Raw genomic sequence first — 24,631 nt, forward strand, 5'->3', positions numbered from 1 at the left:
GCGCACGCGGCGCGCGGGTGTGACGCTCACAAGTGCATGTGCATGCAGTGGCCGTGATCGCGCTCACTCCGGATAACGGCCGCCACGCCGGATTCTTGAGGGCGGCGGCCGGCCCGGAGCCGCGTCACTTCGTCACGAGATCCACCGGCGTCTCGACCACGCCGGACATGTCGGCCTGCTTGCGATGCTCAGAGATCGCCTTGAGCGCGGTGTCGATGCCGAATACGGCCTGCTTCGCCGCGTACTGGTCGGCAGTCGCGAGCACACGGCCGTCCTTCAGCATCGGCTTGATCGCGTTGATGTTGTCGTAACCGACCACGAGCACCTTGCCCTGCTTGCCGGCCGCGCGCACGGCCGACACGGCGCCGATCGCCATGTTGTCGTTGCCGCACAGCAGCGCCTTCAGGTTCGGGTATTCGTTGAGCATCGCGGCAGCCACCGCATTGCCCTTGTCGATTTCCCATTCGCCCGACTGCACCGACACGACCTTCATCCCGCCCGCCTTCATCGCGTCCTGGAAACCGGCCGTGCGCTGTTGCGCATTGGTCGTCGTCGACACGCCTTCGACGATGCCGACCTGGTCGCCCGCCTTCAACCGCTTCGCGAGGTAATCGCCGATCTTGCGCGCCCCCTTGCGGTTGTCCGGGCCGACGAACGGCACGTTCAGGTTCTTCGACTTCAGGACGTCGGGATCGAGCCGGTTGTCGATGTTCACGACGATGATGCCCGCGTCGACGGCCTTCTTCACGACCGGCACGAGCGCCTTCGAATCGGCCGGCGCGAGCACGATCGCATCGACCTTCGACACGATCATCTGCTCGACGATGCGGATCTGGTTCGCGGTGTCGGTCTCGTCCTTGATGCCGTTGGTGATCAGGTCGAACTGATTCGCGTTGTGCTTCTGGTATTCCTTCGCGCCGGTTTCCATGGTCAGGAAGAACTCGTTGGCGAGCGACTTCATCACGAGCGCGACCTTCGGCTTGGCCGCAGATTGCGCGTGGACGGCCGGGGCGGCAGCAACCGCGACGGCGGCGAGCGCGGCGGTCAGGAAGCGACGGCGAAAGCGGACATTCATACACATCTCCTGGCGACTGGCCCGTAGGGCCGGACTGTTGTTTGACTGTTGTTTTAATGTGAGCAAACGTTTGCGCCACACTACCCGGGCAATGGCCATCGATGCTGCTGTCGGTACCACGGAATGGAAGCGAGGCAGACGGCCGACTGCCTGGCGCGTGCTGTCGTTGACGCGCCGCCGCCGGCGGGACGCCGGCGGAGTGGAAGCTATGCTGTACCGATTCGCTTCGACGCGCAACCTGTCTGATCAATATTTAAGGGTTTATTCGGAGTGCCAGATCGTGCCGCGCGACGCGCAAATGCGACAGTCGCAACGCCGCACGCATCACGCCGGATCCTGCGACGCGGGTTCGTCTTCGTCGATCGCCGGCGGCTCGCCGAAGCGGTTCGCATGCGGCGTACCGGCGATGAAACCGTTCATCACGAACAACGCGATCGCACCGACGATCGGCACGAACAGCAGCAGCATCCACCACCCCGACTTGTCGATGTCGTGCAGCCGCTTCATGGTGACCGCCAGCCACGACCACGTCGCGACAACGGCGATCGCGACCGCGACAAGCACCGCCAGCAGCGGCAGATCGTCGTTCGACGAACCGCGCGAACCCGCGTCGAAGAACACGCCGATCGTCCCGGAAACCAGCGTGTAGATCCACCACGGCAGGCGCTCGGTCCGGCCTTTGAAGGAAAAGAGAAACCACTTGAGATTCATTGTTCGCCTCTTCGTCGTGCGGCGTGAACACCCGCCATCGGACAATGCCCGCGCATTGAATCATATCTTCCGAAACATGGCGCGGCCTGGATGGCCGGCACCGGATCGAAGCGTTCGCCTGTGCCGTCTTGTTGTTCTGTGGGCACGAGAACGCGCGTCGATCGCCGCTCATGGCGAAGAACCGGGCCGGGAGCGGCAACCGCAACCGATGGTTCGATGAATCATGCAACCGTGACGGCGGCCATTCCGCTGCCGCCGCCCGGTGTACGGCGCGATGCGCGCACATCGCGCCATCCGGGGCGACTGACCGGACGGCGCGCGCGGCACGCAACCGTCAAACGGCTTCGCGCAACAGCGCCGCGATTTCCGCTTCGTTCAGGTGCGGTGCAAACATCTCGATCAGCCGGTACGCATACGCGCGCAGGAACGCGCCCTTGCGCAGACCGACGCGCGTCGTGCTCGCCTCGAACAGGTGCTGCGTATCGAGCGCGACGAGCCCCGTGTCGCGCTGCGGATCGTAGGCCATCGCGGCGACCACGCCGATCCCCATCCCCAGCTCGACGTAGGTCTTGATCACGTCCGCATCGATTGCGGTCAGCACGACGTCCGGCACCGCGCCCGCCTGCGTGAACGCCTGGTCGATGTGCGAACGGCCCGTGAAGTCCTGGTCGTACGTGATGATCGGGTACTCGGCGATTTCCTCGAGCGTCAGGTTCTCGCGGCCGACGAGCGGGTGCCCCTTCGGCACGACGACCGTGTGATGCCACGAATAGCACGGGAACGTGACGATGTCCGGGTAGCGGTCGAGCGCCTCGGTCGAGATGCCGAGATCGGCTTCGCCGTTCAGGATCATCTGCGCGATCTGCTGCGGGCTGCCCTGGCGCAGCGCCAGATGCACCTTCGGGAACACGTCGGTGAACTGCCGGATCACCTTCGGCAGCGCGTAGCGCGCCTGCGTGTGCGTCGTCGCGACGACGAGGTGGCCGCTGTCCTGGTCGGCGAACTGGCGCGCGACACGGCGCAGGTTCTCGGCGTCGAGCAGCATCCGCTCGATCAGCTGGTGCACGGCCTTGCCGGGCTCCGTGAGGCCCGTCAACCGCTTGCCGCGCCGGATGAAGATGTCGACGCCCAGTTCATCCTCGAGATCCTTGATCTGCTTCGACACGCCCGACTGCGACGTGTACAGCACGTTCGCGACTTCCGTCAGGTTCATGTTCTGGCGCACCGCTTCGCGCACGAACCGCAATTGCTGAAAATTCATGGGTATGCCTCTTAGGCTGTCGTTGTTTGATTGTCGATTCGGAGCGTGTTCCGCCCCCTGCCCTGCATTTTCTCGTCAACGCGCGGGAAACACACGCACCGCGCGCGGCACGGCCGTCGCACCGTCGCCGACCTGCAGCGACAGCGCCCGCCACGCATCGCGATCGAGTTCGGCCTCGAGCGCACCGCCCGCGCGCGCCTCGAGCTCCACGCGCACCGACCCGCCAAGCGGGATCACGCGGCGCACGTCCACCGCGATGCCGTCGCGGTGCCCTTCGCCCGCCGGCCACAGCTGCAGGTCGTGCGGTCGCACGTAGGCGTTCGCGGGGCCCGCGAAATCGGCGTCGACCTCGATCGGCGCAGCCGCGCCCTCGGCGACGAAGCCGCGCCCGGCCACCGTGCCCGGCAGCCGGTTCGCCGCGCCGAGAAACTCGTACACGAACGCGCTTTGCGGATGATCGTAGACGTCCTGCGGGCTGCCGACCTGCTCGACGTGGCCGCGATTCAGCACGACGATGCGGTCCGCGACTTCCAGCGCCTCCTCCTGGTCGTGCGTGACGAAGATCGTCGAGATGTGCAGGTCGTCGTGCAGCCGGCGCAGCCAGCCGCGCAGTTCCTTGCGGACCTTCGCGTCGAGCGCGCCGAACGGCTCGTCGAGCAGCAGCACCTTCGGCTCGACCGCGAGCGCGCGGGCCAGCGCGATGCGCTGGCGCTGGCCGCCCGACAGCTCGGACGGATAGCGTTGCGCGAGCCAGTCGAGCTGCACGAGCTTCAGCAATTCATGCACCTTGTCGCGAATCGCCGCCTCCGACGGCCGCTCGCGGCGCGGCTTCACGCGCAGCCCGAATGCGACGTTCTCGAATACCGTCATGTGGCGGAACAGCGCGTAGTGCTGGAACACGAAGCCGACCTGGCGGTCGCGCGCGCCGACCGACGCGACATCGAGCCCTTGCAGCACGACCTGGCCGGCGTCCGCGTGCTCGAGGCCCGCGATCACGCGCAGCAGCGTGGTCTTGCCGCAGCCGGACGGCCCGAGCAGCGCGACCAGTTCGCCCGGCGGAAAGTCGAGCGATACGTTGTCGAGCGCCGTGAAATCGCCGAAGCGCTTCTGAAGGTTACGGACGGTGATACCCATTCTGGTTGCCTCTTTACGATTTCGACGAAACGGCGGCGACGGGGCCGGCATGTGCGGGAACGGTGTCGCTCGCGCCGGCCAGTTCGGCGGCGAGATGACGCTCGGCGATCAGCTTCAGCGCGAGCGTGACGAGCGCGAGCAGCGCGAGCACCGACGCCACCGCGAACGCCGCCGCGAAGTTGTATTCGTTGTACAGGATCTCGACGTGCAGCGGCATCGTGTCGGTCACGCCGCGGATGTGGCCCGACACGACCGACACTGCGCCGAACTCGCCCATCGCGCGCGCGTTGCACAGGATCACGCCGTACAGCAGGCCCCACCGCACGTTCGGCAGCGTCACGCGCCGGAAGATCTGCCAGCCCGACGCGCCGAGCACGCGCGCGGCTTCCTCCTCGTCGGTGCCTTGCGCCTGCATCAGCGGAATCAGCTCGCGCGCGACGAACGGGAACGTGACGAAGATCGTCGCGAGCACGATGCCCGGCACCGCGAAGATGATCTGCACGTCGTGGTCCTGCAGCCACGGCCCGAGCCAGCCCTGCGCGCCGAACAGCAGCACGTACACGAGGCCCGAGATCACCGGCGACACCGAGAACGGCAGGTCGATCAGCGTCGTCAGCAGCGCCTTGCCGCGGAATTCGAACTTCGCGATCGCCCACGACGCGCACACGCCGAACACGAGGTTCAGCGGCACGGCGATCACGGCGACGGTCAGCGTCAGCTTGATCGCCGACCACGCATCGGGATCGGCCAGCGATTCGAGATAGAAGCCGACGCCCTTGCGCAGCGCCTCGACGAACACCGCGGCGAGCGGCACGACGAGGAAGAACGCGAGGAACGCCAGCGCGATGCCCGTGAGCAGCCAGCGCACGACGCGCGACTCACTGACGGGGTCGCGCCGTTTCGCGGCGCGCACGGCCGGCGACGGGGTTTTCAGCACGACGGTGGCCTCCTGGCTCATTGCTGGCCTCCTGCTGCGACGGCGGTGACGGCGGCGGGCGCGGGGCCGCTAGCGCCCTTGCTCGTGCGGCGCTGCAGATACCACTGCAGCGTATTGATCAGCAGCAGCATCAGGAACGACACGACCAGCATCACGACCGCCAGCGCGGTCGCGCCCGCGTAGTCGTACTGCTCGAGCTTCGTGATGATCAGCAACGACGTGATCTCGGATTTCATCGGCACGTTGCCGGCGATGAAAATCACCGATCCGTATTCGCCGAGCGCACGCGCGAACGCGAGCGCGAACCCGGTGAGGAGCGCCGGCAGCACGGCCGGCAGCACGACGCGGCGGAACGTCAGCCAGCGCGATGCGCCGAGGCATGCGGCCGCTTCCTCCTGCTCGCGCTCGAAATCCTCGAGCACCGGCTGCACGGTGCGCACGACGAACGGCAGCCCGATGAAGGTCAGCGCGACCAGCACGCCGGCCGGCGTGAACGCGATCTTGATGCCGAGCGGCGCGAGATACTGGCCGACCCAGCCGTTGGTCGCGTAGACGGCCGCGAGCGAGATGCCGGCGACCGACGTCGGCAGCGCGAACGGCAAATCGACGATCGCATCGACGAGGCGCTTGAACGGGAACGTGTAGCGCACGAGCACCCACGCGACGAGGAAGCCGAACACGGCGTTGATCAGCGCGCCGCCGAGTGCGGACGTGAACGTCAGCCGGTACGACGCGAGCACGCGCGGCGACGTGACGGCGGTGACGAACTGGTCCCACGACAGCGTCGCGGTCTTCAGGAACGTGGCGGCGAGCGGGATCAGCACCACGAGGCTCAAATAGGCCACCGTGATACCGAGTGTCACGCCGAAACCGGGCAGCGCGCTCGGCTTGCGAAAGGTGTACGTCGTCATCGGATGCTCTTGCTGGGTCGATGCTGCTCATGGGTCCGACGCAAACGCCGGCGCAGTGAATCGCGCCGGCGGGCCGTCGGGGATGCGGCGCGCTGCGTGGCGCGCCGCTGTCGTTATGGCGTTACTGCGGCTTGTAGATCGAATCGAACACGCCGCCGTCCGCAAAATGCGTCTTCTGCGCATTCGTCCAGCCGCCGAACGTGTCGTCGACCGTGTACAGCTTCAGCTTCGGGAACTGCTTCGTCAGTTCCGCCGGCACGTTCTTCGAACGCGGCCGGTAGTAATTGCGCGCCGCGATCTCCTGGCCCTGCGGGCTGTACAGGAAATTCAGGTACGCGTCGGCCAGCTTGCGCGTGCCCTTCTTGTCGACCACCTTGTCGACGACCGCGACGGGCGGCTCGGCCAGGATGCTCACCGACGGCACGACGATCTCGAACTTGTCGGTGCCGAATTCCTTCACCGACAGGAATGCCTCGTTTTCCCATGCGATCAGCACGTCGCCGATCCCGCGCTGCACGAAGCTCGTCGTCGCGCCTCGCGCGCCCGAATCCAGCACGCCGGCGTTCTTGTAGAGCTTCGTGACGAATTCCTTGGCCGTCTGCTCGTTGCCGCCCGGCTTGTGCACCGCGTACGCCCATGCGGCCAGGTAGTTCCAGCGTGCGCCGCCCGACGTCTTCGGATTCGGCGTGACGATCGAGATGCCAGGCTTGGTCAGGTCGTCCCAGTCCTTGATCCCTTTCGGATTGCCCTTGCGCACCAGGAACACGATCGTCGACGTGTACGGCGACGCGTTGTCGGGCAGGCGCTTCTGCCAGTCCTTGTTCACGAGCCCCTTGTTCGCGAGCGCATCGATGTCGTACGCGAGCGCCAGCGTGACGACGTCGGCCTGCAGGCCATCGAGTACCGAGCGCGCCTGCGCGCCAGACCCGCCATGCGACTGCTTGAAGTTGACGGTCTCGCCCGTCTTCGCCTTCCACTCCTTGCCGAACGCCTGGTTGAAGTCCTGATACAGCTCGCGCGTCGGGTCGTACGACACGTTCAGGAACGTCGTATCGGCCTGGGCATGCGTCGCGACGCCCAGCGCCGCCGCCGCGCCCAGCGCGAGTGTTGCGATCAGGCGGCCCACTCCGCCCACCAGCCCCGTATTGCGCTTCGCCATCCTTGGTTCTCCAGTGTTGTCGGTATTGCGATGTCGGGCCAGTCTAACGAACGGGTTACATGATTAAAAATAATCGTTCTTCATTTTTTAATACTCAAAAGTGCTAACGCAGACGGGATGGACGGTTGCGGCAGATAAACCGCCGTCCGGACGTCGCGAAATCACGCCGGAACCGGCGTGATCGCGTCGAACCTCAAGTAACACTTGAAATTCCCGAAGTACTGTATAAAAATACAGCTCACTGTCTATCCATACAGTTGAGCCATGACCAAACTCACCGCCCGTCAGCAGCAAGTGTTCGACTTGATCCGTCGCGCGATCGAGCGCTCCGGATTCCCGCCCACCCGCGCCGAGATCGCGGCCGAACTGGGCTTCAGCTCGCCGAATGCGGCCGAGGAGCACCTGCGTGCGCTGGCACGCAAGGGCGTGATCGAGCTGGCTGCCGGTGCGTCGCGCGGCATCCGCCTGCTCGGCATCGACGATGCCCCGCACCAGTTCACGCTGCCGCACGCCGGCCTGATGCAGTTGTCGCTGCCGCTCGTCGGCCGCGTCGCGGCCGGTAGCCCGATCCTTGCGCAGGAGCACATCTCGCAGCACTACGCATGCGATCCCGCGCTGTTCACGAGCAAGCCCGACTACCTGTTGAAGGTGCGCGGCCTGTCGATGCGCGACGCCGGCATTCTCGACGGCGACCTCCTCGCCGTGCAGAAGCGCACGGAAGCGAAGGACGGCCAGATCATCGTCGCGCGTCTCGGCGACGACGTCACGGTCAAGCGCCTGATGCGCCGGCCGGGCGGTCTCGAACTGATCGCGGAGAACCCGGATTACGAAAACATCTTCGTCAAGGCCGGCAGCGCGGAATTCGCGCTGGAAGGCATCGCCGTCGGGCTGATCCGCTCGGGCGAACTCTGACATTCCGTCTCGCTGAGGAGAACATCATGGAACGCCTTGCCCGCCTGCTGCCTTTCCGTCAATTCGGTCGCCTGCGTCATCTGCGCGGCCGTACGCCCTGCGCACCGCTGTCCGCGGCCGCGCCCGTGCAAGAAGAAGTCGCAGTCGAACGGCAGGCGTCCCTGCTGCCGTCGGCGCTCCCCGCGTTCGCGCGGGTATCGCTGAACGCCGGCCTGAATCACGCGGAACCCGCGCGCCGCGCGCCGGTGCGCGTCTATCACGGCCGTTCGCGCCTGATCATGGTCGGTACGATCGATGCCGTGTGCCGGATGATCGACCGCTGCATCGCAGAGGAACGATCGGCTACACCGGGCGGTCTCTGATTGCGGAACATCCCCGCACCGGAGGCAACGTGACTGGATCTTCGGGCCGCGCATGGCGGCTCAAGCCCCTGCTGATCGTCGTGCTGGCCGTCGCCGTCGTGGCGGCGATCGGCTATGCGTACGCGTCACCGTATGTCGCGCTCGGTCGCCTGAAATCGGCGATCGATGCGCGCGATGCGCAGGCCATCAGCGAATATGTCGATTTCCCGTCGCTGCGCATCAGCCTGAAGCAGCAGGTCACGGAAGAGTTGATGCGCCGGATCGACGCGGTGAAGAAGAACAATCCGTTCGCGGTCATCGGCGCGCTGATCGGATCCGCTCTGGTCGGCCCGCTGGTCGATGCGTATGCAACACCGGAGGGTGTGGCCGCGCTGATGAGCGGATTGCCGCCACGCGGCAATCCGGGCGAGCGTCCACCCGACTGGTCGAATCAGCCGCAAGGCAATGCACCGGCGGATACGCCGGCCACACCGCGGGCCAATCCGGCACCGGCAAGCGCCGCCGCTCCGGGCAACGACCCGGCGGCTGCGTCATCGCCGGCACCTGCCTCTGCCGCACCGGCCAGTGCGAACGATGCAACGCATGCGCCGCATCAGCAGCAAACCAGCGCGGGCTACCGGAATATCGATGAATTCGTCGTGACGTACCAGCGCAGTGCCGACGGCACGCGCTACGCAGCGATATTCCACCGCTTCGGGCTGTTCTCGTGGAAATTGTCCGCGATCGACCTGCACGCGTAGCAGGCCGCGCGGTATCCGTGCCGCTGATGCGGCACGGCGCCTGACCGGCGCGCATCGCCGGTCAGGCCGTCATCGAATCATTCGATCATTTGCCGTTCGCCGTGGCGGCTTCCCGCTCGCGCGCGATTTCTTCCTTCTGCTCCTGTGCCGACGAACACGCCACCAGGATGCTGCAGTTCACGCGATCGAGCAGTTGCGTATTGCCCGACCCCATCCACCATCTCGACAGCCCGCTGCGGCAGCGGTGGCCGACGACGACGAGGTCAGCCTTCAGTTCCGTCGCGAGATTCGCGATTTCGTCGATCGGGTAGCCAAATGCGAAATGGCCTTCGGCCTGCACACCGCGCTCACGCAGCCAGTTCACGCCTTCCTGCAGGATTTCACGCGCGGTTTCCTCGAACCGTCCGCACGCGACATCGGTCAGCAGACCTGCGCTTTGCGCAATGCTCGAACGCATGTCGACGACCGACAGCAAGTGCGTTTCGGCCTTCAGGTCCATTGCGAGATTGGCACCGCAGCGCAGTGCCTTGCGCCCTTCGAGCGTGCCGTCGTAACACAGCAAAATCTTGTTGTAGCTAGCCATGAAACCTCCCTATCGCGACAACGAGCCTACGCATTCATCATGGTGCGCCGCAATTCAGGACGCAAGGGATGGAAAACGCTGATTCGCCCCGCTCGGCGCGTGCGCGATGATGCAGTGCACGATCGGTGCGCGCATGCATCGCACCGTGCAGGCGTGCCCTGAAGAGACGCAGCCGATGCACTAGAATGGCCCGTTCGTACTCCAGCGGGCCATCGACACGCCGGCGTCGCGCGCTTCGGTCATGCCCGTGTGACAAGCAATCGCGCGATCCGTTCGCCAACCGGCCACGCATCGGGCCGCCAGGCGCGCCCGCTTACAACGACAACATGCCCATGTCCGTCGCACCGATCGATTTCCGCAACGTCGAAAAGCGCTATGGCGACAAGCTCGTCGTCAACGACCTGTCCTTCAACGTGCAGGCCGGCGAATGCTACGGCCTGCTCGGGCCGAACGGCGCCGGCAAGACCACCACGCTGAAAATGCTGCTCGGTCTCGCGCATCCCGATGCCGGCACCATTTCCCTGTGCGGCGAACCGGTTCCATCGCGTGCGCGGCATGCACGCCAGCGCGTCGGCGTCGTCCCGCAGTTCGACAATCTCGACCCCGACTTCACCGTCCGCGAGAACCTGCTCGTGTTCAGCCGCTATTTCGGAATGTCAGCGCAGGCCGCGCGCGCGCTCGTGCAGCCGCTGCTCGAATTCGCGAAGCTCGAGAGCAAGGCCGATGCGAAGGTCGGCGAACTGTCGGGCGGCATGCGGCGGCGCCTCACGCTCGCCCGCGCGCTCGTCAACGATCCCGACGTGCTGGTGCTCGACGAGCCGACGACGGGCCTCGATCCGCAGGCGCGGCACCTGATGTGGGAGCGGTTGCGCTCGCTGCTCGCACGCGGCAAGACGATCCTGATCACCACGCATTTCATGGAAGAAGCCGAACGCCTGTGCGATCGGCTGTGCGTGATCGAGGAGGGTCGCAAGATCGCCGAAGGCGCGCCGCACGCGCTGATCGAATCGGAGATCGGTTGCGACGTGATCGAGATCTACGGGCCGGATCCGGTCGCGCTGCGCGACGAGTTGTCGGCATTCGCGAAACACACCGAGATCAGCGGCGAGACGCTGTTCTGCTACGTCAGCGACGCGGAGCCGCTCAGCGCGCGACTCAAGGGTCGCGCGGGGTTGCGCTATCTGCATCGCCCGGCCAATCTGGAGGATGTGTTCCTGCGGCTCACGGGCCGCGAAATGCAGGACTGATCGATCATGGACGTGCGCAACTATTCCGCCGCCACACCGTCCGCGCCGCCGCGCGAGTCACGCTTCGCGATCGCGATGCCCGCGAACGCAACGAACTGGATTGCCGTCTGGCGGCGCAACTATCTCGTCTGGCGCAAGCTCGCGCTCGCGTCGATGTTCGGCAATCTTGCCGATCCGATGATCTATCTGTTCGGGCTGGGTTTCGGGCTCGGCCTGATGCTCGGCCATGTCGACGGCGTGTCGTATATCGCGTTCCTGGCGGCCGGCACGGTCGGGTCGAGCGTGATGATGTCCGCGAGCTTCGAGTCGATGTATTCGGGCTTCTCGCGGATGCACGTGCAGCGCACGTGGGAAGCGATCATGCATACGCCGCTCGCGCTCGGCGACATCGTGCTCGGCGAAATCGTCTGGGGCGCCAGCAAGGCGATGCTGTCGGGGGTCGCGATCATGCTGGTCGCGAGCGCGCTCGGCTATGCGCAGTTTCCGTCGATGCTCGCGGCGCTGCCCGTGATCGCGCTCGCGGGCCTCGCGTTTGCCAGCATCGCGATGATCGTCACGGCGCTTGCGCCGTCCTACGATTTCTTCATGTTTTATCAGACGCTCGTGCTGACGCCGATGCTGCTGCTGTCGGGCGTGTTCTTCCCGATCACGCAGTTGCCGCCCGTCGCACAGCACGCGGCGCAGGCGCTGCCGCTCGCGAACGCGGTCGAGCTGATCCGGCCCGCGATGCTCGGCCGGCCGGCCACCGACATCGCGTTGCACGTCGCGGTGCTCGCCGGCTACGCGGTCGGCGGATTCCTGCTGTCCGCGTGGCTGTTCCGGCGGCGGATGATGCGCTGACAGCCGGCGCATCGGGCGCCGGCTTCATGCGACGACGTTATTCGTCGTCGTCGCTCCACGGGATCTCGACGTCGGTCAGGAACGCGACGGTCGCGAGCGGGCCGCCTTCCTGGCGACCGAGCTTGCCGTCCGCGCGATGCCATTCGACGCGGAACTGCGTACCCGGATCGTCGGCCACCAGATAGACCGAGCGCAGTTCGTCCGCATCGGCTTCGTCCACCGGGCCGTCGAACGATACCAGCATCTTCTGCGGCCACAGGCCGTTGACGGGATCGTAAATGCGGTCGCCCTGCGGAATGTCGATGCTGGCTTCGACGCCGATCGTTGAAGAGGCTTCGATGATCATCGTGCCGAGCGCGTTCAGCACGGCAGTTGCCCGCGCGGAATTGGCCTGGCGGATCGCGAGATCGCCGCGCGTCAGCGCCTTTTCGAGTCGAGGATGGATCTTCGGTTGGGTCATGCGTTTTCCTGTTTGCTTCTTGTAAAGGGCGCCGCACGCGTGAAGCCGCGGCGCCGGATGAATATGAATACGGCTATCGCACCGGGCCGGCGCGCGTCAGAACCCGAACGCGATCGCGAGCAAGCCGCTCACGATCCCGAACACGACGACGAGCGTCGCGACGATCGCCAGCATGTACGGCTTGAACGAACGCGCGAGCATCGCGAGCGACGGCACGCTGATCGGCGGCAGCGTCATCAGCAGCGCCGCGGCCGGGCCGACGCCCATGCCGAGCGACAGCATCGCCTGGATGATCGGCACCTCGCCCGCCGTCGGGATCACGAACAGCATGCCCGCGACCGCGAAGGCGACGATCCAGCCCAGATGATTGCCGATGTCCGGGCCGATATGCGGAAACAGCCATGCGCGCGCGGCGCCGAGCAGCAGCACGAGCACGATGTATTCGGGCACGAGCCGCACGGCCATGCGGGCGAGCAGCTTCATCCAGCGGACGAACGGATTGCCGGCCGCAGCCTGCTCGGCCGCCAGCGCGGCGAGTTGCGCATCGTCGATGCTGCGGTCTTCAGGTCGCGCAATGCGGTTCAGCAGATAGCCGATCCCGAACACCATCGCGATGCCGAGCACGAGGCGCAGCGCGCTCCAGTGCCAGCCGAGCACGAAGCCCATGAACACCAGCGCGGCCGGGTTCAGCACCGTGTTGCCGAGCCAGAACGCGACCGCGCCGCCCGGCGACGCATGGCGCGCACGCAGGCCCGCCACGACCGGCGCCGCGCAGCACGTGCACATCATTCCGGGCAGCGACAGCAGGCCGCCCGCGGCGACGCTGCCGAACCCGGTACGGCCGAGCACGCGCGCGACCCAGTGCGCGGGCAGCAGCGCCTGCACGGCCGAGCCGAGCAGCAGGCCGAGCACCATCGCCTGCCAGATCGCCTTGCCGTACGCCCATGCGTAATCGAGCGCGGCCTTCAGCGACGGCTCGGGGGCGGTCGCCGACGTGCCCATCAGGATCGACTGGCCGATCGAATGGTGCTCGGCGGCAACGAACGCCTTGTTGTAGTACGGAAACCATTTCACATAGAACAGTCCCGCGACCGCGATCAGCAGGAAGGTCATCCAGCCGAGGGCCGGACTGGGTTGGGTGCGTGTGGTCGTCATCGTGTGGTCGTCGATTGGTTTTTGTCGGTTTCGGGTTTCGCGACTGCGGCAAGCGCGGCCGACGCGGGCAACCCGGTTTGCGCGAGTTCGGCCAGCAGCGTGCGCGCCTGGTCGCGCACGTCGGCCGCGTTGGGTCGAAACGTGAACGTCAACGCCCGGTTCGGCTTGTTGTACGCCGCGCGGTAGGTCCGTGCGTAGGCGGGATCGTAATGCTTGTCGATCAGCTCGGTGAACAGGTCGGCGCGCGCGTTCGCGTCGATCAGCGCATTCCAGTGCGTCACCTGTTCACGGCTATGCAGGCCGATCAGCCGATGAAGCTGCGCCTTGAATGCGTCCGGTTCGTCGAACAGGTGCGCGTAATCGTCGAGAAGGAACGCGATCCGCTCGTCGTGCGCCGCGTCGACATGCACCCACGGCCCCGCGTGAAACGCCTCGATCAGCGCGATCGGCAACTGAACGAGCCCGATCCTGCGGCTTTCCGATTCGACGAACACCGGCCATTCGGGGTCGAAACGTCCAAGCGTTTCGACGAGCCCCGAATCGAATCCCTTCTGCGCCGGCTGCGGCTTGCCCGGCATCGCGCCGAGCAGCGAGCCGCGATGGCACGCGAGCGCCTCGAGATCGAGCGTCTGCGCGCCCACGTCGTGCAGCGCGTTCAGCAGGCGCGTCTTGCCGCAGCCCGTATGGCCGACGAGCGCGATGTAGCGAAAGCGCGTCGGCAGCGAATCGAGCGTCGCGCATACCGACTGGCGGTACGCCTTGTAGCCGCCGTCGAGCTGGCGCGCCTTCCAGCCGATCAGGTTGAACCAGGTCGTCATCGAGCCCGAACGCTTGCCGCCGCGCCAGCAGTAGATCAGCGGCCGCCAGTTGCGCGGCCGGTCGGCGAACGTCGTGTCGAGATGGCGCGCGATGTTGCGCGCGACGATCGCCGCGCCGACGCGCGTCGCCTCGTACGGCGACACCTGGCGGTACATCGTGCCGACGAGCACGCGCTCCTCGTTGCTGAGCACGGGCGCGTTCAGCGCGCCGGGAATATGATCCTCGGCGAACTCGAGCGGCGTGCGCACGTCGATGATCTCGTCGAACTCGCCGGCGCGATCGAGGGTGACAATCAGGTTCTTCAATTTGGCGTCGAACAGGGGCGATGCGGCTCGATGAGCCGCATGGACACGGAAGGCGGATTGACGATTATCTCACGGGCCGGCGTCTCGGGCCGCGCACGGCAGTCGGCGGCGCCGATGCAACCTGCATCGCGTCGATCAGGTGATCGCGGAACGCCCGTACTGACGCGGGCAGATCGCGCCCCGCCATCGTCTGCACCTGGATGCTGCGCTCGCGCAGTTGCGGGTTCGTCACGGGCACGACGACGAAGCCGTCCGCATCGAAACGGTCGCGCACCGACAGCAGCCCCGTGAACATCACCGCGCCCGTGCGCCGCGCGTAGCCGTACATCGCCGCGGTGTTGTTGCTCGTCAGCTCGGGCTCGAGCAGCAGCCCGTCGAGCGCGCACGCAATGTCGATCAGCTGGCGCACCGTCGTGCCGGCCTCGGGCAGCACATGCGCGTGCCGCGCGACATCGGCGAGCGACACCGCGTCGCGCGTCGCGAGCGGATGGTCGTGCCGCACCAGCGCAAAGACCGGCGCGCGCTCGGTATGCTCGACGCGCACACCCTTCTCCGGCGCGAGACTGAAGGTCAACGCGATGTCCGCGTCGCCGTCACGCACGCGTCGCGTCGCTTCCGCCGGCGACACGACCCACACGGTGAAATCGACGCCCGGGTGGCGCGCCTTGAAGCTCGCAAGCGCGCCGGGCAGGAAATCGATCGCGAACCCTTCCGAGCACGCGAGCTTCAGCAGGCTGCCGTGCAGCGCGTCGAGCCCGCCGATGTCCTTCATCACGTGCTCGGCTTCCAGCAGGCTGCGCTGCGCGAACGCCAGCAGCCGCTCGCCGGCCTCCGACAGCGCCATCCCGCGCGGCCGGCGCTCGAACAGCGGTGCGCCGAGCTCGCTCTCGAGCTTCGCGATCTGGCGACTGATCGCCGACACGGCCACGTGCAGCCGCGCGGACGCGTCGCTGATCGAGCCGGTGCGCGCCACCTCGACGAAATACCGCAACGCCAGGCCATGCAGGAAAGCCGCCATCGTTCTGTCTCCACGCCGCATCCGGCCGCGCTGCTTTGCCTTTTCGGCAAAGAAAGGTTCGAAATTCGATCATTGTGACAAAAAAAACGGCTTTCTAGAATCGATCGCACTTCACGTTGCATGCGCGGCCCGCGCGCGTAGCGCCCCTGCCAGAGGAGACCCGACTTGAGCCGTACCGCCGCCATCCAGCACGCACTGAACCAGTTCGAATCCGGTGCGTTCTTCACGACCCTGAGCCGCCGCGTCGGCCTGCGCACCGAAAGCCAGGACAGCGGCAACGAAGCCGCGCTGCGTGCTTACCTGACCGACGAAATCGCCCCCGAGGCTGCCCGCCTCGGCTTCACGTCGCGGATCGTCGACAACCCCGTCGACGGCGGCGGCCCGTTCCTGCTCGCCTCTCGCCATGAAGACGACGCACTGCCGACCGTGCTGATCTACGGCCACGGCGACGTCGTGCGCGGCTACGACGCGCAGTGGCGCGCGCCGCTGTCACCGTGGACGCTGACGGCCGACGGCGACCGCTGGTACGGCCGCGGCAGCGCCGACAACAAGGGCCAGCACACGATCAACCTGGCCGCGCTCGCCAGCGTGCTCGACGCACGCGGCGGCCAGCTCGGCTTCAACGCGAAGCTGCTGATCGAGATGGGTGAGGAAACGGGATCGCCGGGCCTCGACGCGCTGTGCCGCCAGGAACGCGACGCGCTCGCGGCCGACGTGCTGATCGCGTCCGACGGCCCGCGCATCGCCGCCGCACGCCCGACCGTGTTCCTCGGCTCACGCGGCTCGGTCAACTTCAAGCTGAGCCTGCGCGCCCGCGACGGCGCGCATCACTCCGGCAACTGGGGTGGGCTGCTGCGCAACCCGGCGATCGTGCTCGCGCATGCGCTCGCGAGCCTCGTCGACGCGCGCGGCACGATTTGCGTCGAAGGACTGCGCCCGCCGCCGATCCCGGCCACCGTGCGCGACGCGCTCGCTGACCTGTCCGTCGGCGGCGGTCCCGGCGACCCGGCTCTCGACGCCGACTGGGGCGAGCCCGGCCTGTCCGCGGCCGAGCGCGTGTTCGGCTGGAACACGTTCGAGATCCTCGCGTTCAAGGCCGGCAATCCCGAGCACCCCGTCAATGCGATCCCACCCGTCGCGTACGCGCACTGCCAGTTGCGCTTCGTCGTCGGCACCGACTGGGAAGCGCTGCATGCGCACCTGCGCGCGCACCTCGATGCGCACGGCTTCGCCGACATCGAGATCGACGTCGAACGCGGCGCTCCGGCGACGCGCGTGCCGCCGGACGATCCGTGGGTCCGCTGGGCCGTCGCATCGCTGGCGCGCACCACCGGCAAGAAACCCGCGATCCTGCCGAATCTCGGCGGCACGCTGCCGAACGAAGTGTTCGCCGACACGCTCGGGCTGCCGACGCTGTGGGTACCGCACTCGTACCCGGCATGCTCGCAGCACGCGCCCGACGAGCACCTGCTCGCGAGCGTCGTCAGCGAGGGGCTGCAGATGATGGCCGGCCTCTTCTGGGATCTCGGCGACGACGCGCCGCCCGTTCGCCGCGCGGCACCCGCCGCGGCCGGCGCCGCCCTGTAACGCGCTTCGCCCCTTTCACGGGACCTGCACATACGATGAACACGACCACCCTGACCTCGCAGGAAGCCGCCCGCCCCAGCGCCGCGAAGATCCGGCGCCTCATCTTCGCGGCGTCGATCGGCAACGCGCTCGAATGGTTCGACCTGATCGTCTACGGCTTCTTCGCGGTGACGATCGCCAAGCTGTTCTTCCCCGCGACGAGCGAAGCGACGTCGCTGATGCTGACGCTCGGCACGTTCGGGCTGTCCTACCTGATCCGGCCGATCGGCGGCTTCGTGCTCGGCGCGTACGCGGACCGCGCGGGCCGCAAGGCGTCGCTGCTGCTGTCGATCGCGATGATGATGGCCGGCACGCTGCTGATCGCGCTGATGCCGACCTACGCGTCGATCGGCATTCTCGCGCCACTCGGGATCATGCTGTCGCGGCTGATGCAGGGCTTTTCCGCCGGCGGCGAATTCGCGAGCTCGACCGCGTTCCTCGTCGAACACGCACCGCAGCGGCGCGGCTTCATGTCGAGCTGGCAGTTCGCGAGCCAGGGCCTCGCGACGCTGCTCGCATCGGGCTTCGGCGCGCTGCTGACAGCCACGCTGACAACCGCGCAACTCGAAAGCTGGGGCTGGCGCGTGCCGTTCCTGTTCGGTCTCGCGATCGGCCCGGTCGGGCTGTACATCCGCCGCTACGTCGACGAAGGCGTCGAGTTCAAGACGCAGGCGCGCTCGGAGGCGCCCGTGCGCGAGCTGTTCGCGGAACAAAAGCTGCGGGTACTGCTGTCGATCGGCGCGCTCGTGATCTCGACCGCGATCAACTACATGATCCTGTACATGCCGACTTATGCGATCAAGCAGCTCGGGCTGCCTGCGTCGACGGGCTTCGCCGCCACGCTTGCGACCGGCTTCGTGCTGACGCTCGTCACGCCGATCGTCGGCCATCTGTCCGACAGCACCGGGCGGATCCGCATGATGGCGGTCGCGGCGCTGCTGATGCTCGTCACCGTGTGGCCGACGTTCGCGTGGCTGACGCGTCACGCGTCGTTCGCGACGATGCTCGCCGCACTGGTCTGGATCGGCATGCTGAAGGCGATGTACTGCGGCGCGCTGCCGGCGCTGATGGCCGAACTGTTCCCGTCGCAGACCCGCGCAACGGGGCTCGCGGTCAGCTACAACACGGGCGTCACGCTGTTCGGCGGCTTTGCGCCGTTCGTGATCACCTGGCTGATCAGCACGACCGGCAACCGGCTGTCGCCGGCGCTCTATCTGATGGGCTGTGCGGTGTTGAGCCTCGCCGCGCTGTTCGTCGCGCGCACGCGGCTCAAGATGCGATAACCCCGGGAAGCGACGGCGCAGCGATGCGCCGCCGGTGCGGCCCGTCCCGGAGCAATGCCGCGGCGGGCCGCGCGCCGTTTACGGCGCCGGGTTCGGCTGCAGGTCGTGCAGCGCGTCGATCTCGGCGAGGATCTCGTCGGACAGCTTCACGTCGATGCTGCCGATGTTCTCCTTCAACTGCTCGATCGACGTTGCGCCGACCAGGTTGCTGCGCACGAACGGCCGGCTGTTGACGAACGCAAGCGCCAGTTGCGCGGGCGACAGCCCGTGACGTTGCGCGAGCGCGACGTAACGCGACGTCGCCTCGACGGCCTGCGGCTTGCTGTAGCGCTGAAAGCGCTCGAACAACGTGATGCGCGCGCCGGCCGGACGCGCGCCGTTCTCGTACTTGCCGGACAGCCAGCCGAATGCGAGCGGCGAATACGCGAGCAGGCCAACGCCGTCGCGATGCGTGAATTCCGACAGCCCGTTCTCGAACGTACGGTTCAACAGGCTGTACGGATTCTGGATGCTCGCGATGCGCGGCAGCCCGAGCTTCTCGGCCGCACGCAGGAACTGCGCGACGCCCCACGGCGTTTCGTTCGACACGCCGATCGCCCGCACCTTGCCCGCCTTCACGAATTCCGCGAGCACGCCGAGCGTTTCCTCGATCGGCACCGTGTACGCGTCGTCGACCCACGGATACGCGGGGCGGCCGAACGTCGTCGTGCTGCGATCGGGCCAGTGCAGTTGATAAAGATCGACATAGTCGGTCTGCAGGCGCTTGAGACTGCCGTCGAGCGCCTCGGTCAGGTTCTTGCGGTCGAACTGGTTGCCCTCGCCACGGATATGGCGCGGGTTGTGCGGCTGCCGCGCCGGCCCGGCGATCTTCGTCGCGAGCACGATGCGCTCGCGCTGCGCGCGATGCTGCGCGAGCCAGGTGCCGATGTACTGCTCGGTGCGGCCCTGCGTGTCGGGCTTCGGTGGCACCGGGTACATCTCCGCGGCATCGATCAGCGTCACGCCCTGGGCGATCGCGTAGTCGATCTGCTCGTGCGCGTCGCGCTCCGAATTCTGTTCGCCCCACGTCATCGTGCCGAGCCCGACCAGGCTGACCTCGATGCCCGAATCGCCGAGTGTGCGGTATTCCATGCTGTTCCTGTCGCGTCGGTGGAAAGCAGGAACGCTATCACATTGAAGCGACCGCTTCAGTCGCGCGCCGCCCATGCTTACAGGCGGCCTTCGACGCCGCTCCGGAGGTTCACGCGTGGCCCCGACGACGGCGCTGCCGCCCGCCGTTACTGCGGCCGCTGAATGAAGCAGGTCGCCGACGCATGCGCGACGATCTTGTCGTCCGGCGTCTTCAGCGTGCCCTCCGCGACGCCCAGCGAACGCGACAGGTGAATCACGCGCCCTTCCGCGACCAGCTCGACGTCGCGCGGCACCGGCCGCAGCATCTTCACGTGCAGATCGACCGTACCGTAGCCGACGCCGGCGTCGAGCATCGAATGCACCGCGCACCCCGTGACCGAATCGAGCACCGTGGCGGCGAACCCGCCATGCACACCGCCGAGCGGATTCAGGTGCCGGCCGTCCGCCCGCGCCGAAAATTTCACGTAACCGAGCTCGACGTCGAGCGGACGCATCGGAATCGTCTCGGAAATCGATGCGAGCGGCGCATCGCCCGACACGGCTGCGCGCAGCAGATCGAGACCTGACAGGGAAAGCGGATTCATCGGGTTGTCTCCGGGTTGAAAGCGCGTCGCCGCGCGAGTAAGTTCCAAATTGGAACTTATTATCGACAACGATGCCGGCCGTTGTCAACGCAGCCGCGCCCGTGACGACCGATGACGGGTTCTATAATAGAACCCGCTTGTTCGCTGAACCGCCGCAAGAGGCAAGAGACTCGACGATGAAATGGGATGACATCGGCACGCTGAACTGTTCGGTCGCGCGCACGCTCGCCGTGCTCGGCGACCGCTGGACCATGCTGATCCTGCGCAACGCCTTCCTTGGCTGCCGCCGCTTCGATGCGTTCCAGACCCAGCTTGGCCTCACGCGCCACGTGCTGGCCGAGCGGCTCGCGCGGCTCGTCGACGAAGGCGTGCTGGTCAAGCGTGCGTATCAGGAGCGGCCGCCGCGCTTCGAATACCGGTTGACGGACAAGGGCCTCGACCTCTACCCGGCCCTGCTTGCGCTGATGGCATGGGGCGACCGCTGGAAGGATGACGGCCAGGGGCCGCCGGTGCAACTGCGCCACCGTACCTGCGGCCAGCTGATGCATGCGCTCACCGTATGCTCGGCCTGCGGCGAACCGCTCGATGCGCGCGACGTAGAGCCCGAGCCTGGGCCGGGATGGATCGCATCCGGCGAAACCGGCGCGCCGACGGTCAAGGATTGACGCTCGACGCAACTTTGCGTCATCGCCTCTGCCACGAGTGAACATCGCGCGAGCAATCGCGTCGCGATACTCGCGTGACCGCGCCGCTACGTCTGCGTTACACTCACGGCCCGCTGTCTCGAAATTATTCGCTGTCCACGATGTTGTCGCGCAATCGCCTCGCCGCTGCCTGTCTCGCCGCTTCCCTGCTCGCCACACCCTTCGCCGCCTTCGGCAAGACACAAAGTGAATCGCTGCTCCAGCAGGCGATCGACCTCGTGTCACGATGGCTGCCTGCGCCCACTCACGAAGCACCCGCGACACAAGTCGTCGAATCGGCATTCTCGCCCGACGGCGGCGCCGAGGCACTCGTGCTGAAAGCGATCGGCGCCGCCCGCAGCTCGATCCGGGTTGCCGCGTATTCGTTCACATCGCCGCCCGTCACGCGCGCACTGCTCGACGCGAAGCGACGCGGCGTCAATGTCGCGGTGGTCGTCGACGACAAGGGCAACCGTGCCAAGAGCAGCAAGCAGGCGCTGAACCTGCTCGTCAACGCCGGCATCCCGACCCGCACGATCGACGCCTATGCGATTCATCACGACAAGTACCTCGTGATCGACGCCGAGCACGTCGAAACGGGTTCGTTCAACTACAGCGCGTCGGCGGCCAGCCGCAACTCGGAAAACGTCGTCGTGGTCTGGAACAATCCGCAACTCGCGTCGCGCTACCTCACGCACTGGCAAAGCCGCTTCGATCAGGGCACGCCGTACCGCTCCAGCTACTGACGCACGCCGCACGCTTGACGCCGTTTCTCGACACTGCGCATTCGAACCGTCGTGTTGCAGATGATCGGCGAGCATGGCGCGATGTTCAATTCGGCCGAATGGCCAGTACGCCGCGTCACGCATCGAACGACATGCGCGACGGCCGCCGCGCTCAATGGATTTCGGGCATCCGCCCGGTGGCGGCGCCAGCCTGCGCGGTCGGCGCACAGCGGTTCGCGTGCCCGTCCACGCCGCTTGCCGAAGACGTCGACAAACCAGGCAGCGCATGGCGCACGCAATCGGTGCTGAATGCCAGGGTGTTCTGAACCATCGGGTAAAGAAGATACAGCGCAAACGCGAGATAGCCCGCGTACAGAATTCGAACCATGGTGCGGTGGGGTGCGATGAACGATTGGACTCGCCCTATTTACGGCATTGCGCCGAGCACCTTGAGACGTCGCGCAGACGATTCTGCATCGTGATGCAACGCAGGCCCATGACACCTGCTTCTCACCGCATCTGCATCGATCGGGACGATGCCGAAAATGCCGGTCGCCGGACTGGTGAGTTGGCGATGCGCCGAATAATGCGCGATACTGTCTGACATACGATCCTGTGACCGGCCCTGCAGCCGGGACAAGAGACCAGGCCCATGCAAATCGCACCGAAACCGGCCGACGAGGCAGCCCGGCTCGACACGCTTCATTCGCTCTCGATCCTCGACACGCCGCCCGAAGAGCGATTCGACCGCCTGACGCGTCTCGCGCGCCGGCTGTTCGACGTACCGATCGCGCTCGTCAGCCTCGTCGACGAGAATCGCCAGTGGTTCAAGAGCCATGCGGGCCTCGACGCCACGCAGACGTCGCGCGACGTATCGTTCTGCGCGCACGCGCTGCTCGCGGGCAATACGATGGTCATCCAGGATGCGCTGAACGACAACCGCTTCCACGACAACCCGCTCGTGACCGGCACACCAGGCATTCGCTTCTACGCCGGCCGGCCGCTCGCGGCACCGAACGGTGCTCCTATCGGCACGCTGTGCCTGATCGACACGCGGCCGCGTTCGCTCGAACCCGAAGAGCTCGCGCTGCTCGGCGATCTCGCCCACATGACCGAACGCGAGATCGCCGCACTGCATTTCGCGACCACCGATGAGCTCACGCAACTGACGAACCGGCGCGGCTTCGAGATCCTCGCCCGCCACGTGCTGAGTCTGTGCGATCGCCTCGCCCGTCACGCGGTGCTGCTGTTCTTCGACCTGAACGATTTCAAGGCGATCAACGACCGCTTCGGCCATGCCGAAGGTGATCGTGCGCTCAAGACATTCGCCGAGACGCTGACCGGTGCACTGCGCGACAGCGACGTGATCGCCCGGCTCGGCGGCGACGAATTCGTCGTGCTGCTGAGCGCCACCGATCCGGCCGACGTCGTCGAGCCGGTCGAACGCGTGACGCAGGCGCTCGCGTTGCGCAACGCGGCCGACGCGCGCGGTTACGCCATCCGGTTCAGCGTCGGGCACGTCGCTTACGATCCCGCGCGCCATCCGGCCGTGGCCGACCTGCTCGCCTCGGCCGATCACCTGATGTACGAGGACAAGCAGCGCGGCAAGACGACTGGCGCGTAACCGCGTGCAAACCGGGGGCGGGCGCTTGCCGCCGCCCCTTTCAGCCGCGGTTGCGCGGTTGCATCAGTTCCCGCACGGCGGCGCGCTGGCCATGGCCTCCGCGATCTGCTCGGGCGTCAGGTCGCGCTGATGCGTCGCGAGCGACCAGCGATGGCCGAACGGATCCTCGACCTGGCCATAGCGATCGCCCCAGAACATGTCGGCAGCCGGCATCGTGACCGTCGCGCCGGCCGCGACGGCCTTCGCGATCGCGGCATCGGTATCCGGTACATACAGATGCAGGCAGACCGGCGTGCCTTTCAGCGCCTTCGGCCCGAGCGCGCCGTGTTCGGGCATTTCATCCACCAGCATCAGCGTCGAATCGCCAATCATGAGGCACGCGTGCGCGAGCCGGCCGTCAGGCATCGCCAGGCGAAACTGTTCGATCGCATTGAATGCGCGCTTGTAGAAGTCGATGGCTGCTGTCGCGCCGGCGCAGATCAGGTGCGGCGTCAGCGTGCGCATCCCTTCCGGGATCGGTTTGACGGACGTGGACATGGGTGTCGCTCCTTCAGTCGGTTGTCGTATCGAAAATCGGGACGGACGCGCGATGCGCACGCCTCCGATGCTACGACGGACGACCTCGGCGGAAATCGACACGACGCCCCACATTTTTTTGTTTTCTTGAATCGCGGATCGCGCGAGCGCCCGAATCGGGCAGCGTCACTCCATTCGGTCGGCCCGGTCATCCGCCGTGCCGAACTGACGGCGGCATGCCTCCAGCAACCCGGCCACCGCGTCGAGCGGCAGCTCGACAAACCGGGCGATCGGCAGCATCACGCCACCCGGCACCTTGGTGCGCGACGAATGCGGCGAGAACTGGTAGCCGATGTAACGATTCCCGGCCACGCTGATGATCCTGAATTCAGTAACGTCGCGCCATGGCGTGACGGGCTTTTCACGTGCGGCCCCGATCAGCCTGAAGCCTGTTTCGTCGATATGCAGCGCCATCTTGCGCCGCGACGAGATAAAGAAGACCGCGCTGGCCAGCACCAGCATCGCGGCCAGCACCGCCACGGGCCAGAGCGTCGGATCGGCCGCATAACCGCACAGGCTCGCCAAAGCCAGCACCGTACACACCATCGCCCTACTTTTCAGGCTCCGGCCGTCGACCGCCAGCGTCATCGGCAACTGACCGATGACAGTTCCCTCGGCGGGGTCGCCAGGCAAGCCGGAATCGTTTGTCGTGAGTTCCTCATTCATTGTTCGATTGCTCGCGTCGACGGCAACCGGCCCATCGGCGCGGGTGCCCGGTCAAGGTTCCGATCGCGTTCACGCGGAACAAGTGCCACGCCGTCGGCTCCAGT

General features: G+C 66.6%; 27 protein-coding genes and 1 pseudogene. 10 read left to right on the forward strand and 18 right to left on the reverse strand.

The features are described from left to right. Nucleotides 1-124: 124 nt before the first annotated feature. The 8 genes and pseudogenes from HWX87_RS16445 to HWX87_RS38325 form a co-directional block, all read right to left on the reverse strand. Nucleotides 125-1,075, reverse strand: coding sequence for a sugar ABC transporter substrate-binding protein (locus tag HWX87_RS16445; protein ID WP_176048101.1), 951 nt, complete (start codon nt 1,073-1,075; stop codon nt 125-127). 324 nt (nt 1,076-1,399) lie between these two features. Next, complete coding sequence (locus HWX87_RS16450; RefSeq protein ID WP_176048102.1) at nt 1,400-1,786, reverse strand: DUF805 domain-containing protein; 387 nt, start codon at nt 1,784-1,786, stop codon at nt 1,400-1,402. 334 nt (nt 1,787-2,120) lie between these two features. Then, the gene (locus tag HWX87_RS16455) at nt 2,121-3,047 is read right to left on the reverse strand and encodes a CysB family HTH-type transcriptional regulator (protein WP_176048103.1); all 927 of its coding nucleotides are present in this window, start codon (nt 3,045-3,047) and stop codon (nt 2,121-2,123) included. A gap of 75 nt (nt 3,048-3,122) precedes the next feature. Continuing rightward, on the reverse strand, nt 3,123-4,181 hold the full coding sequence (locus HWX87_RS16460; RefSeq protein WP_047900604.1) for a sulfate ABC transporter ATP-binding protein: 1,059 nt from the start codon (nt 4,179-4,181) through the stop codon (nt 3,123-3,125). A gap of 13 nt (nt 4,182-4,194) precedes the next feature. Beyond that, nucleotides 4,195-5,139, reverse strand: coding sequence for a sulfate ABC transporter permease subunit CysW (cysW, locus tag HWX87_RS16465; protein ID WP_176048104.1), 945 nt, complete (start codon nt 5,137-5,139; stop codon nt 4,195-4,197). After that, entirely contained in the window at nt 5,136-6,029 is an 894-nt protein-coding gene (gene cysT, locus HWX87_RS16470; RefSeq protein WP_176048105.1) for a sulfate ABC transporter permease subunit CysT, read from the reverse strand. The genes cysW and cysT overlap by 4 nt, the downstream gene beginning before the upstream one ends. Nucleotides 6,030-6,150: 121 nt before the next feature. After that, on the reverse strand, nt 6,151-7,188 hold the full coding sequence (locus HWX87_RS16475; RefSeq protein ID WP_059234392.1) for a sulfate ABC transporter substrate-binding protein: 1,038 nt from the start codon (nt 7,186-7,188) through the stop codon (nt 6,151-6,153). Nucleotides 7,189-7,371: 183 nt separating this feature from the next. Further along, a pseudogene (locus HWX87_RS38325) lies at nt 7,372-7,482 on the reverse strand (sodium:proton symporter); the annotation flags it as partial. Between HWX87_RS38325 and lexA the strand changes: the two are divergent. Genes lexA through HWX87_RS16490 form a run of 3 tightly spaced genes read left to right on the forward strand, consistent with a single transcriptional unit; the run spans nt 7,453 to nt 9,202 of the window. Beyond that, nucleotides 7,453-8,100 carry a transcriptional repressor LexA gene (gene lexA / locus HWX87_RS16480; RefSeq protein ID WP_006754655.1) on the forward strand — a complete coding sequence of 216 codons (648 nt, stop codon included), beginning with the start codon at nt 7,453-7,455 and terminating at the stop codon, nt 8,098-8,100. The pseudogene HWX87_RS38325 and the gene lexA overlap by 30 nt on opposite strands. 26 nt (nt 8,101-8,126) lie before the next feature. Continuing rightward, the gene (locus HWX87_RS16485) at nt 8,127-8,462 is read left to right on the forward strand and encodes a hypothetical protein (RefSeq protein ID WP_006476078.1); all 336 of its coding nucleotides are present in this window, start codon (nt 8,127-8,129) and stop codon (nt 8,460-8,462) included. A gap of 29 nt (nt 8,463-8,491) precedes the next feature. After that, nucleotides 8,492-9,202, forward strand: a complete 711-nt coding sequence (locus HWX87_RS16490; RefSeq protein WP_176048106.1) for a DUF2939 domain-containing protein — start codon at nt 8,492-8,494, stop codon at nt 9,200-9,202. Between the two features lie 85 nt (nt 9,203-9,287). On the opposite strand, the gene HWX87_RS16495 is transcribed toward HWX87_RS16490, so the two are convergent. Continuing rightward, a complete protein-coding gene (locus tag HWX87_RS16495; RefSeq protein ID WP_039358765.1) occupies nt 9,288-9,785 on the reverse strand; it encodes a universal stress protein in 498 nt (165 codons plus the stop codon). Between the two features lie 332 nt (nt 9,786-10,117). Here HWX87_RS16495 and nodI point away from each other — a divergent pair, with 332 nt between their 5' ends. Both nodI and HWX87_RS16505 read left to right on the forward strand, forming a co-directional pair. Next, on the forward strand, nt 10,118-11,032 hold the full coding sequence (gene nodI / locus HWX87_RS16500; RefSeq protein ID WP_176048107.1) for a nodulation factor ABC transporter ATP-binding protein NodI: 915 nt from the start codon (nt 10,118-10,120) through the stop codon (nt 11,030-11,032). A 6-nt stretch (nt 11,033-11,038) separates the two neighbouring features. Continuing rightward, nucleotides 11,039-11,872: an ABC transporter permease gene (locus tag HWX87_RS16505; protein ID WP_176048108.1), complete on the forward strand. Its 834-nt coding sequence runs from the start codon at nt 11,039-11,041 to the stop codon at nt 11,870-11,872. A 37-nt stretch (nt 11,873-11,909) separates the two neighbouring features. Here HWX87_RS16505 and HWX87_RS16510 read toward each other — a convergent pair whose 3' ends face one another. The 4 genes from HWX87_RS16510 to HWX87_RS16525 form a co-directional block, all read right to left on the reverse strand. Next, nucleotides 11,910-12,332, reverse strand: coding sequence for a hypothetical protein (locus HWX87_RS16510; RefSeq protein WP_176048109.1), 423 nt, complete (start codon nt 12,330-12,332; stop codon nt 11,910-11,912). A 96-nt stretch (nt 12,333-12,428) separates the two neighbouring features. Further along, nucleotides 12,429-13,487, reverse strand: a complete 1,059-nt coding sequence (locus HWX87_RS16515) for a permease (protein ID WP_176048110.1) — start codon at nt 13,485-13,487, stop codon at nt 12,429-12,431. Next, nucleotides 13,484-14,611 (reverse strand): tRNA 2-selenouridine(34) synthase MnmH, encoded by a 1,128-nt coding sequence (gene mnmH, locus HWX87_RS16520; RefSeq protein WP_176048111.1) that lies wholly within the window; start codon nt 14,609-14,611, stop codon nt 13,484-13,486. Before mnmH ends, HWX87_RS16515 begins: the two co-directional genes overlap by 4 nt. A 64-nt stretch (nt 14,612-14,675) precedes the next feature. After that, nucleotides 14,676-15,629, reverse strand: a complete 954-nt coding sequence (locus HWX87_RS16525) for a LysR substrate-binding domain-containing protein (RefSeq protein WP_176048112.1) — start codon at nt 15,627-15,629, stop codon at nt 14,676-14,678. 165 nt (nt 15,630-15,794) lie between these two features. On the opposite strand from HWX87_RS16525, the gene HWX87_RS16530 reads away from it, so the two are divergent. Both HWX87_RS16530 and HWX87_RS16535 read left to right on the forward strand, forming a co-directional pair. Next, entirely contained in the window at nt 15,795-17,216 is a 1,422-nt protein-coding gene (locus HWX87_RS16530; protein ID WP_176048113.1) for a M20 family metallopeptidase, read from the forward strand. 35 nt (nt 17,217-17,251) lie between these two features. Beyond that, nucleotides 17,252-18,538 (forward strand): MFS transporter, encoded by a 1,287-nt coding sequence (locus tag HWX87_RS16535; protein ID WP_176048114.1) that lies wholly within the window; start codon nt 17,252-17,254, stop codon nt 18,536-18,538. A gap of 78 nt (nt 18,539-18,616) precedes the next feature. Here HWX87_RS16535 and HWX87_RS16540 read toward each other — a convergent pair whose 3' ends face one another. Then, on the reverse strand, nt 18,617-19,669 hold the full coding sequence (locus tag HWX87_RS16540; RefSeq protein ID WP_176048115.1) for an NADP(H)-dependent aldo-keto reductase: 1,053 nt from the start codon (nt 19,667-19,669) through the stop codon (nt 18,617-18,619). A 146-nt stretch (nt 19,670-19,815) separates the two neighbouring features. Further along, a complete protein-coding gene (locus HWX87_RS16545; protein ID WP_021156998.1) occupies nt 19,816-20,253 on the reverse strand; it encodes a PaaI family thioesterase in 438 nt (145 codons plus the stop codon). Between the two features lie 176 nt (nt 20,254-20,429). Here HWX87_RS16545 and HWX87_RS16550 point away from each other — a divergent pair, with 176 nt between their 5' ends. Together HWX87_RS16550 and HWX87_RS16555 are read left to right on the forward strand one after the other, a co-directional pair. After that, a complete protein-coding gene (locus tag HWX87_RS16550) occupies nt 20,430-20,918 on the forward strand; it encodes a helix-turn-helix domain-containing protein (protein WP_176048116.1) in 489 nt (162 codons plus the stop codon). A 140-nt stretch (nt 20,919-21,058) separates the two neighbouring features. Next, on the forward strand, nt 21,059-21,682 hold the full coding sequence (locus HWX87_RS16555) for a phospholipase D family protein (RefSeq protein WP_174991448.1): 624 nt from the start codon (nt 21,059-21,061) through the stop codon (nt 21,680-21,682). Between the two features lie 151 nt (nt 21,683-21,833). On the opposite strand, the gene HWX87_RS38035 is transcribed toward HWX87_RS16555, so the two are convergent. After that, a complete protein-coding gene (locus HWX87_RS38035; RefSeq protein WP_244137687.1) occupies nt 21,834-22,049 on the reverse strand; it encodes a hypothetical protein in 216 nt (71 codons plus the stop codon). 264 nt (nt 22,050-22,313) lie between these two features. Here HWX87_RS38035 and HWX87_RS16565 point away from each other — a divergent pair, with 264 nt between their 5' ends. Continuing rightward, the gene (locus HWX87_RS16565) at nt 22,314-23,285 is read left to right on the forward strand and encodes a sensor domain-containing diguanylate cyclase (protein WP_176048118.1); all 972 of its coding nucleotides are present in this window, start codon (nt 22,314-22,316) and stop codon (nt 23,283-23,285) included. Between the two features lie 63 nt (nt 23,286-23,348). On the opposite strand, the gene HWX87_RS16570 is transcribed toward HWX87_RS16565, so the two are convergent. Both HWX87_RS16570 and HWX87_RS16575 read right to left on the reverse strand, forming a co-directional pair. After that, nucleotides 23,349-23,822, reverse strand: a complete 474-nt coding sequence (locus HWX87_RS16570; RefSeq protein WP_176048119.1) for a VOC family protein — start codon at nt 23,820-23,822, stop codon at nt 23,349-23,351. Between the two features lie 165 nt (nt 23,823-23,987). Then, a complete protein-coding gene (locus HWX87_RS16575; RefSeq protein ID WP_176048120.1) occupies nt 23,988-24,527 on the reverse strand; it encodes an aspartyl-tRNA synthetase in 540 nt (179 codons plus the stop codon). Nucleotides 24,528-24,631 lie beyond the last annotated feature (104 nt).

This window comes from Burkholderia sp. BCC1644 (assembly GCF_902833225.1).
GTDB lineage: Bacteria > Pseudomonadota > Gammaproteobacteria > Burkholderiales > Burkholderiaceae > Burkholderia.

What these genes read in the sequence shown, in the direction of transcription:
- HWX87_RS16535 (WP_176048114.1), top strand. Translation starts at nt 17,252, where the DNA reads ATGAACACGACCACCCTGACCTCGCAGGAAGCCGCCCGCCCCAGCGCC.
- HWX87_RS16475 (WP_059234392.1), bottom strand. Translation starts at nt 7,188, where the DNA reads ATGGCGAAGCGCAATACGGGGCTGGTGGGCGGAGTGGGCCGCCTGATC.
- HWX87_RS16445 (WP_176048101.1), bottom strand. Translation starts at nt 1,075, where the DNA reads ATGAATGTCCGCTTTCGCCGTCGCTTCCTGACCGCCGCGCTCGCCGCC.
- HWX87_RS16515 (WP_176048110.1), bottom strand. Translation starts at nt 13,487, where the DNA reads ATGACGACCACACGCACCCAACCCAGTCCGGCCCTCGGCTGGATGACC.
- nodI (WP_176048107.1), top strand. Translation starts at nt 10,118, where the DNA reads ATGTCCGTCGCACCGATCGATTTCCGCAACGTCGAAAAGCGCTATGGC.
- HWX87_RS38035 (WP_244137687.1), bottom strand. Translation starts at nt 22,049, where the DNA reads ATGGTTCGAATTCTGTACGCGGGCTATCTCGCGTTTGCGCTGTATCTT.
- HWX87_RS16510 (WP_176048109.1), bottom strand. Translation starts at nt 12,332, where the DNA reads ATGACCCAACCGAAGATCCATCCTCGACTCGAAAAGGCGCTGACGCGC.
- HWX87_RS16525 (WP_176048112.1), bottom strand. Translation starts at nt 15,629, where the DNA reads ATGGCGGCTTTCCTGCATGGCCTGGCGTTGCGGTATTTCGTCGAGGTG.
- lexA (WP_006754655.1), top strand. Translation starts at nt 7,453, where the DNA reads ATGACCAAACTCACCGCCCGTCAGCAGCAAGTGTTCGACTTGATCCGT.
- HWX87_RS16565 (WP_176048118.1), top strand. Translation starts at nt 22,314, where the DNA reads ATGCAAATCGCACCGAAACCGGCCGACGAGGCAGCCCGGCTCGACACG.
- HWX87_RS16485 (WP_006476078.1), top strand. Translation starts at nt 8,127, where the DNA reads ATGGAACGCCTTGCCCGCCTGCTGCCTTTCCGTCAATTCGGTCGCCTG.
- cysT (WP_176048105.1), bottom strand. Translation starts at nt 6,029, where the DNA reads ATGACGACGTACACCTTTCGCAAGCCGAGCGCGCTGCCCGGTTTCGGC.
- HWX87_RS16540 (WP_176048115.1), bottom strand. Translation starts at nt 19,669, where the DNA reads ATGGAATACCGCACACTCGGCGATTCGGGCATCGAGGTCAGCCTGGTC.
- HWX87_RS16455 (WP_176048103.1), bottom strand. Translation starts at nt 3,047, where the DNA reads ATGAATTTTCAGCAATTGCGGTTCGTGCGCGAAGCGGTGCGCCAGAAC.
- HWX87_RS16550 (WP_176048116.1), top strand. Translation starts at nt 20,430, where the DNA reads ATGAAATGGGATGACATCGGCACGCTGAACTGTTCGGTCGCGCGCACG.
- HWX87_RS16460 (WP_047900604.1), bottom strand. Translation starts at nt 4,181, where the DNA reads ATGGGTATCACCGTCCGTAACCTTCAGAAGCGCTTCGGCGATTTCACG.
- HWX87_RS16545 (WP_021156998.1), bottom strand. Translation starts at nt 20,253, where the DNA reads ATGAATCCGCTTTCCCTGTCAGGTCTCGATCTGCTGCGCGCAGCCGTG.
- HWX87_RS16575 (WP_176048120.1), bottom strand. Translation starts at nt 24,527, where the DNA reads ATGAATGAGGAACTCACGACAAACGATTCCGGCTTGCCTGGCGACCCC.
- HWX87_RS16505 (WP_176048108.1), top strand. Translation starts at nt 11,039, where the DNA reads ATGGACGTGCGCAACTATTCCGCCGCCACACCGTCCGCGCCGCCGCGC.
- HWX87_RS16570 (WP_176048119.1), bottom strand. Translation starts at nt 23,822, where the DNA reads ATGTCCACGTCCGTCAAACCGATCCCGGAAGGGATGCGCACGCTGACG.
- HWX87_RS16495 (WP_039358765.1), bottom strand. Translation starts at nt 9,785, where the DNA reads ATGGCTAGCTACAACAAGATTTTGCTGTGTTACGACGGCACGCTCGAA.
- HWX87_RS16555 (WP_174991448.1), top strand. Translation starts at nt 21,059, where the DNA reads ATGTTGTCGCGCAATCGCCTCGCCGCTGCCTGTCTCGCCGCTTCCCTG.
- cysW (WP_176048104.1), bottom strand. Translation starts at nt 5,139, where the DNA reads ATGAGCCAGGAGGCCACCGTCGTGCTGAAAACCCCGTCGCCGGCCGTG.
- HWX87_RS16450 (WP_176048102.1), bottom strand. Translation starts at nt 1,786, where the DNA reads ATGAATCTCAAGTGGTTTCTCTTTTCCTTCAAAGGCCGGACCGAGCGC.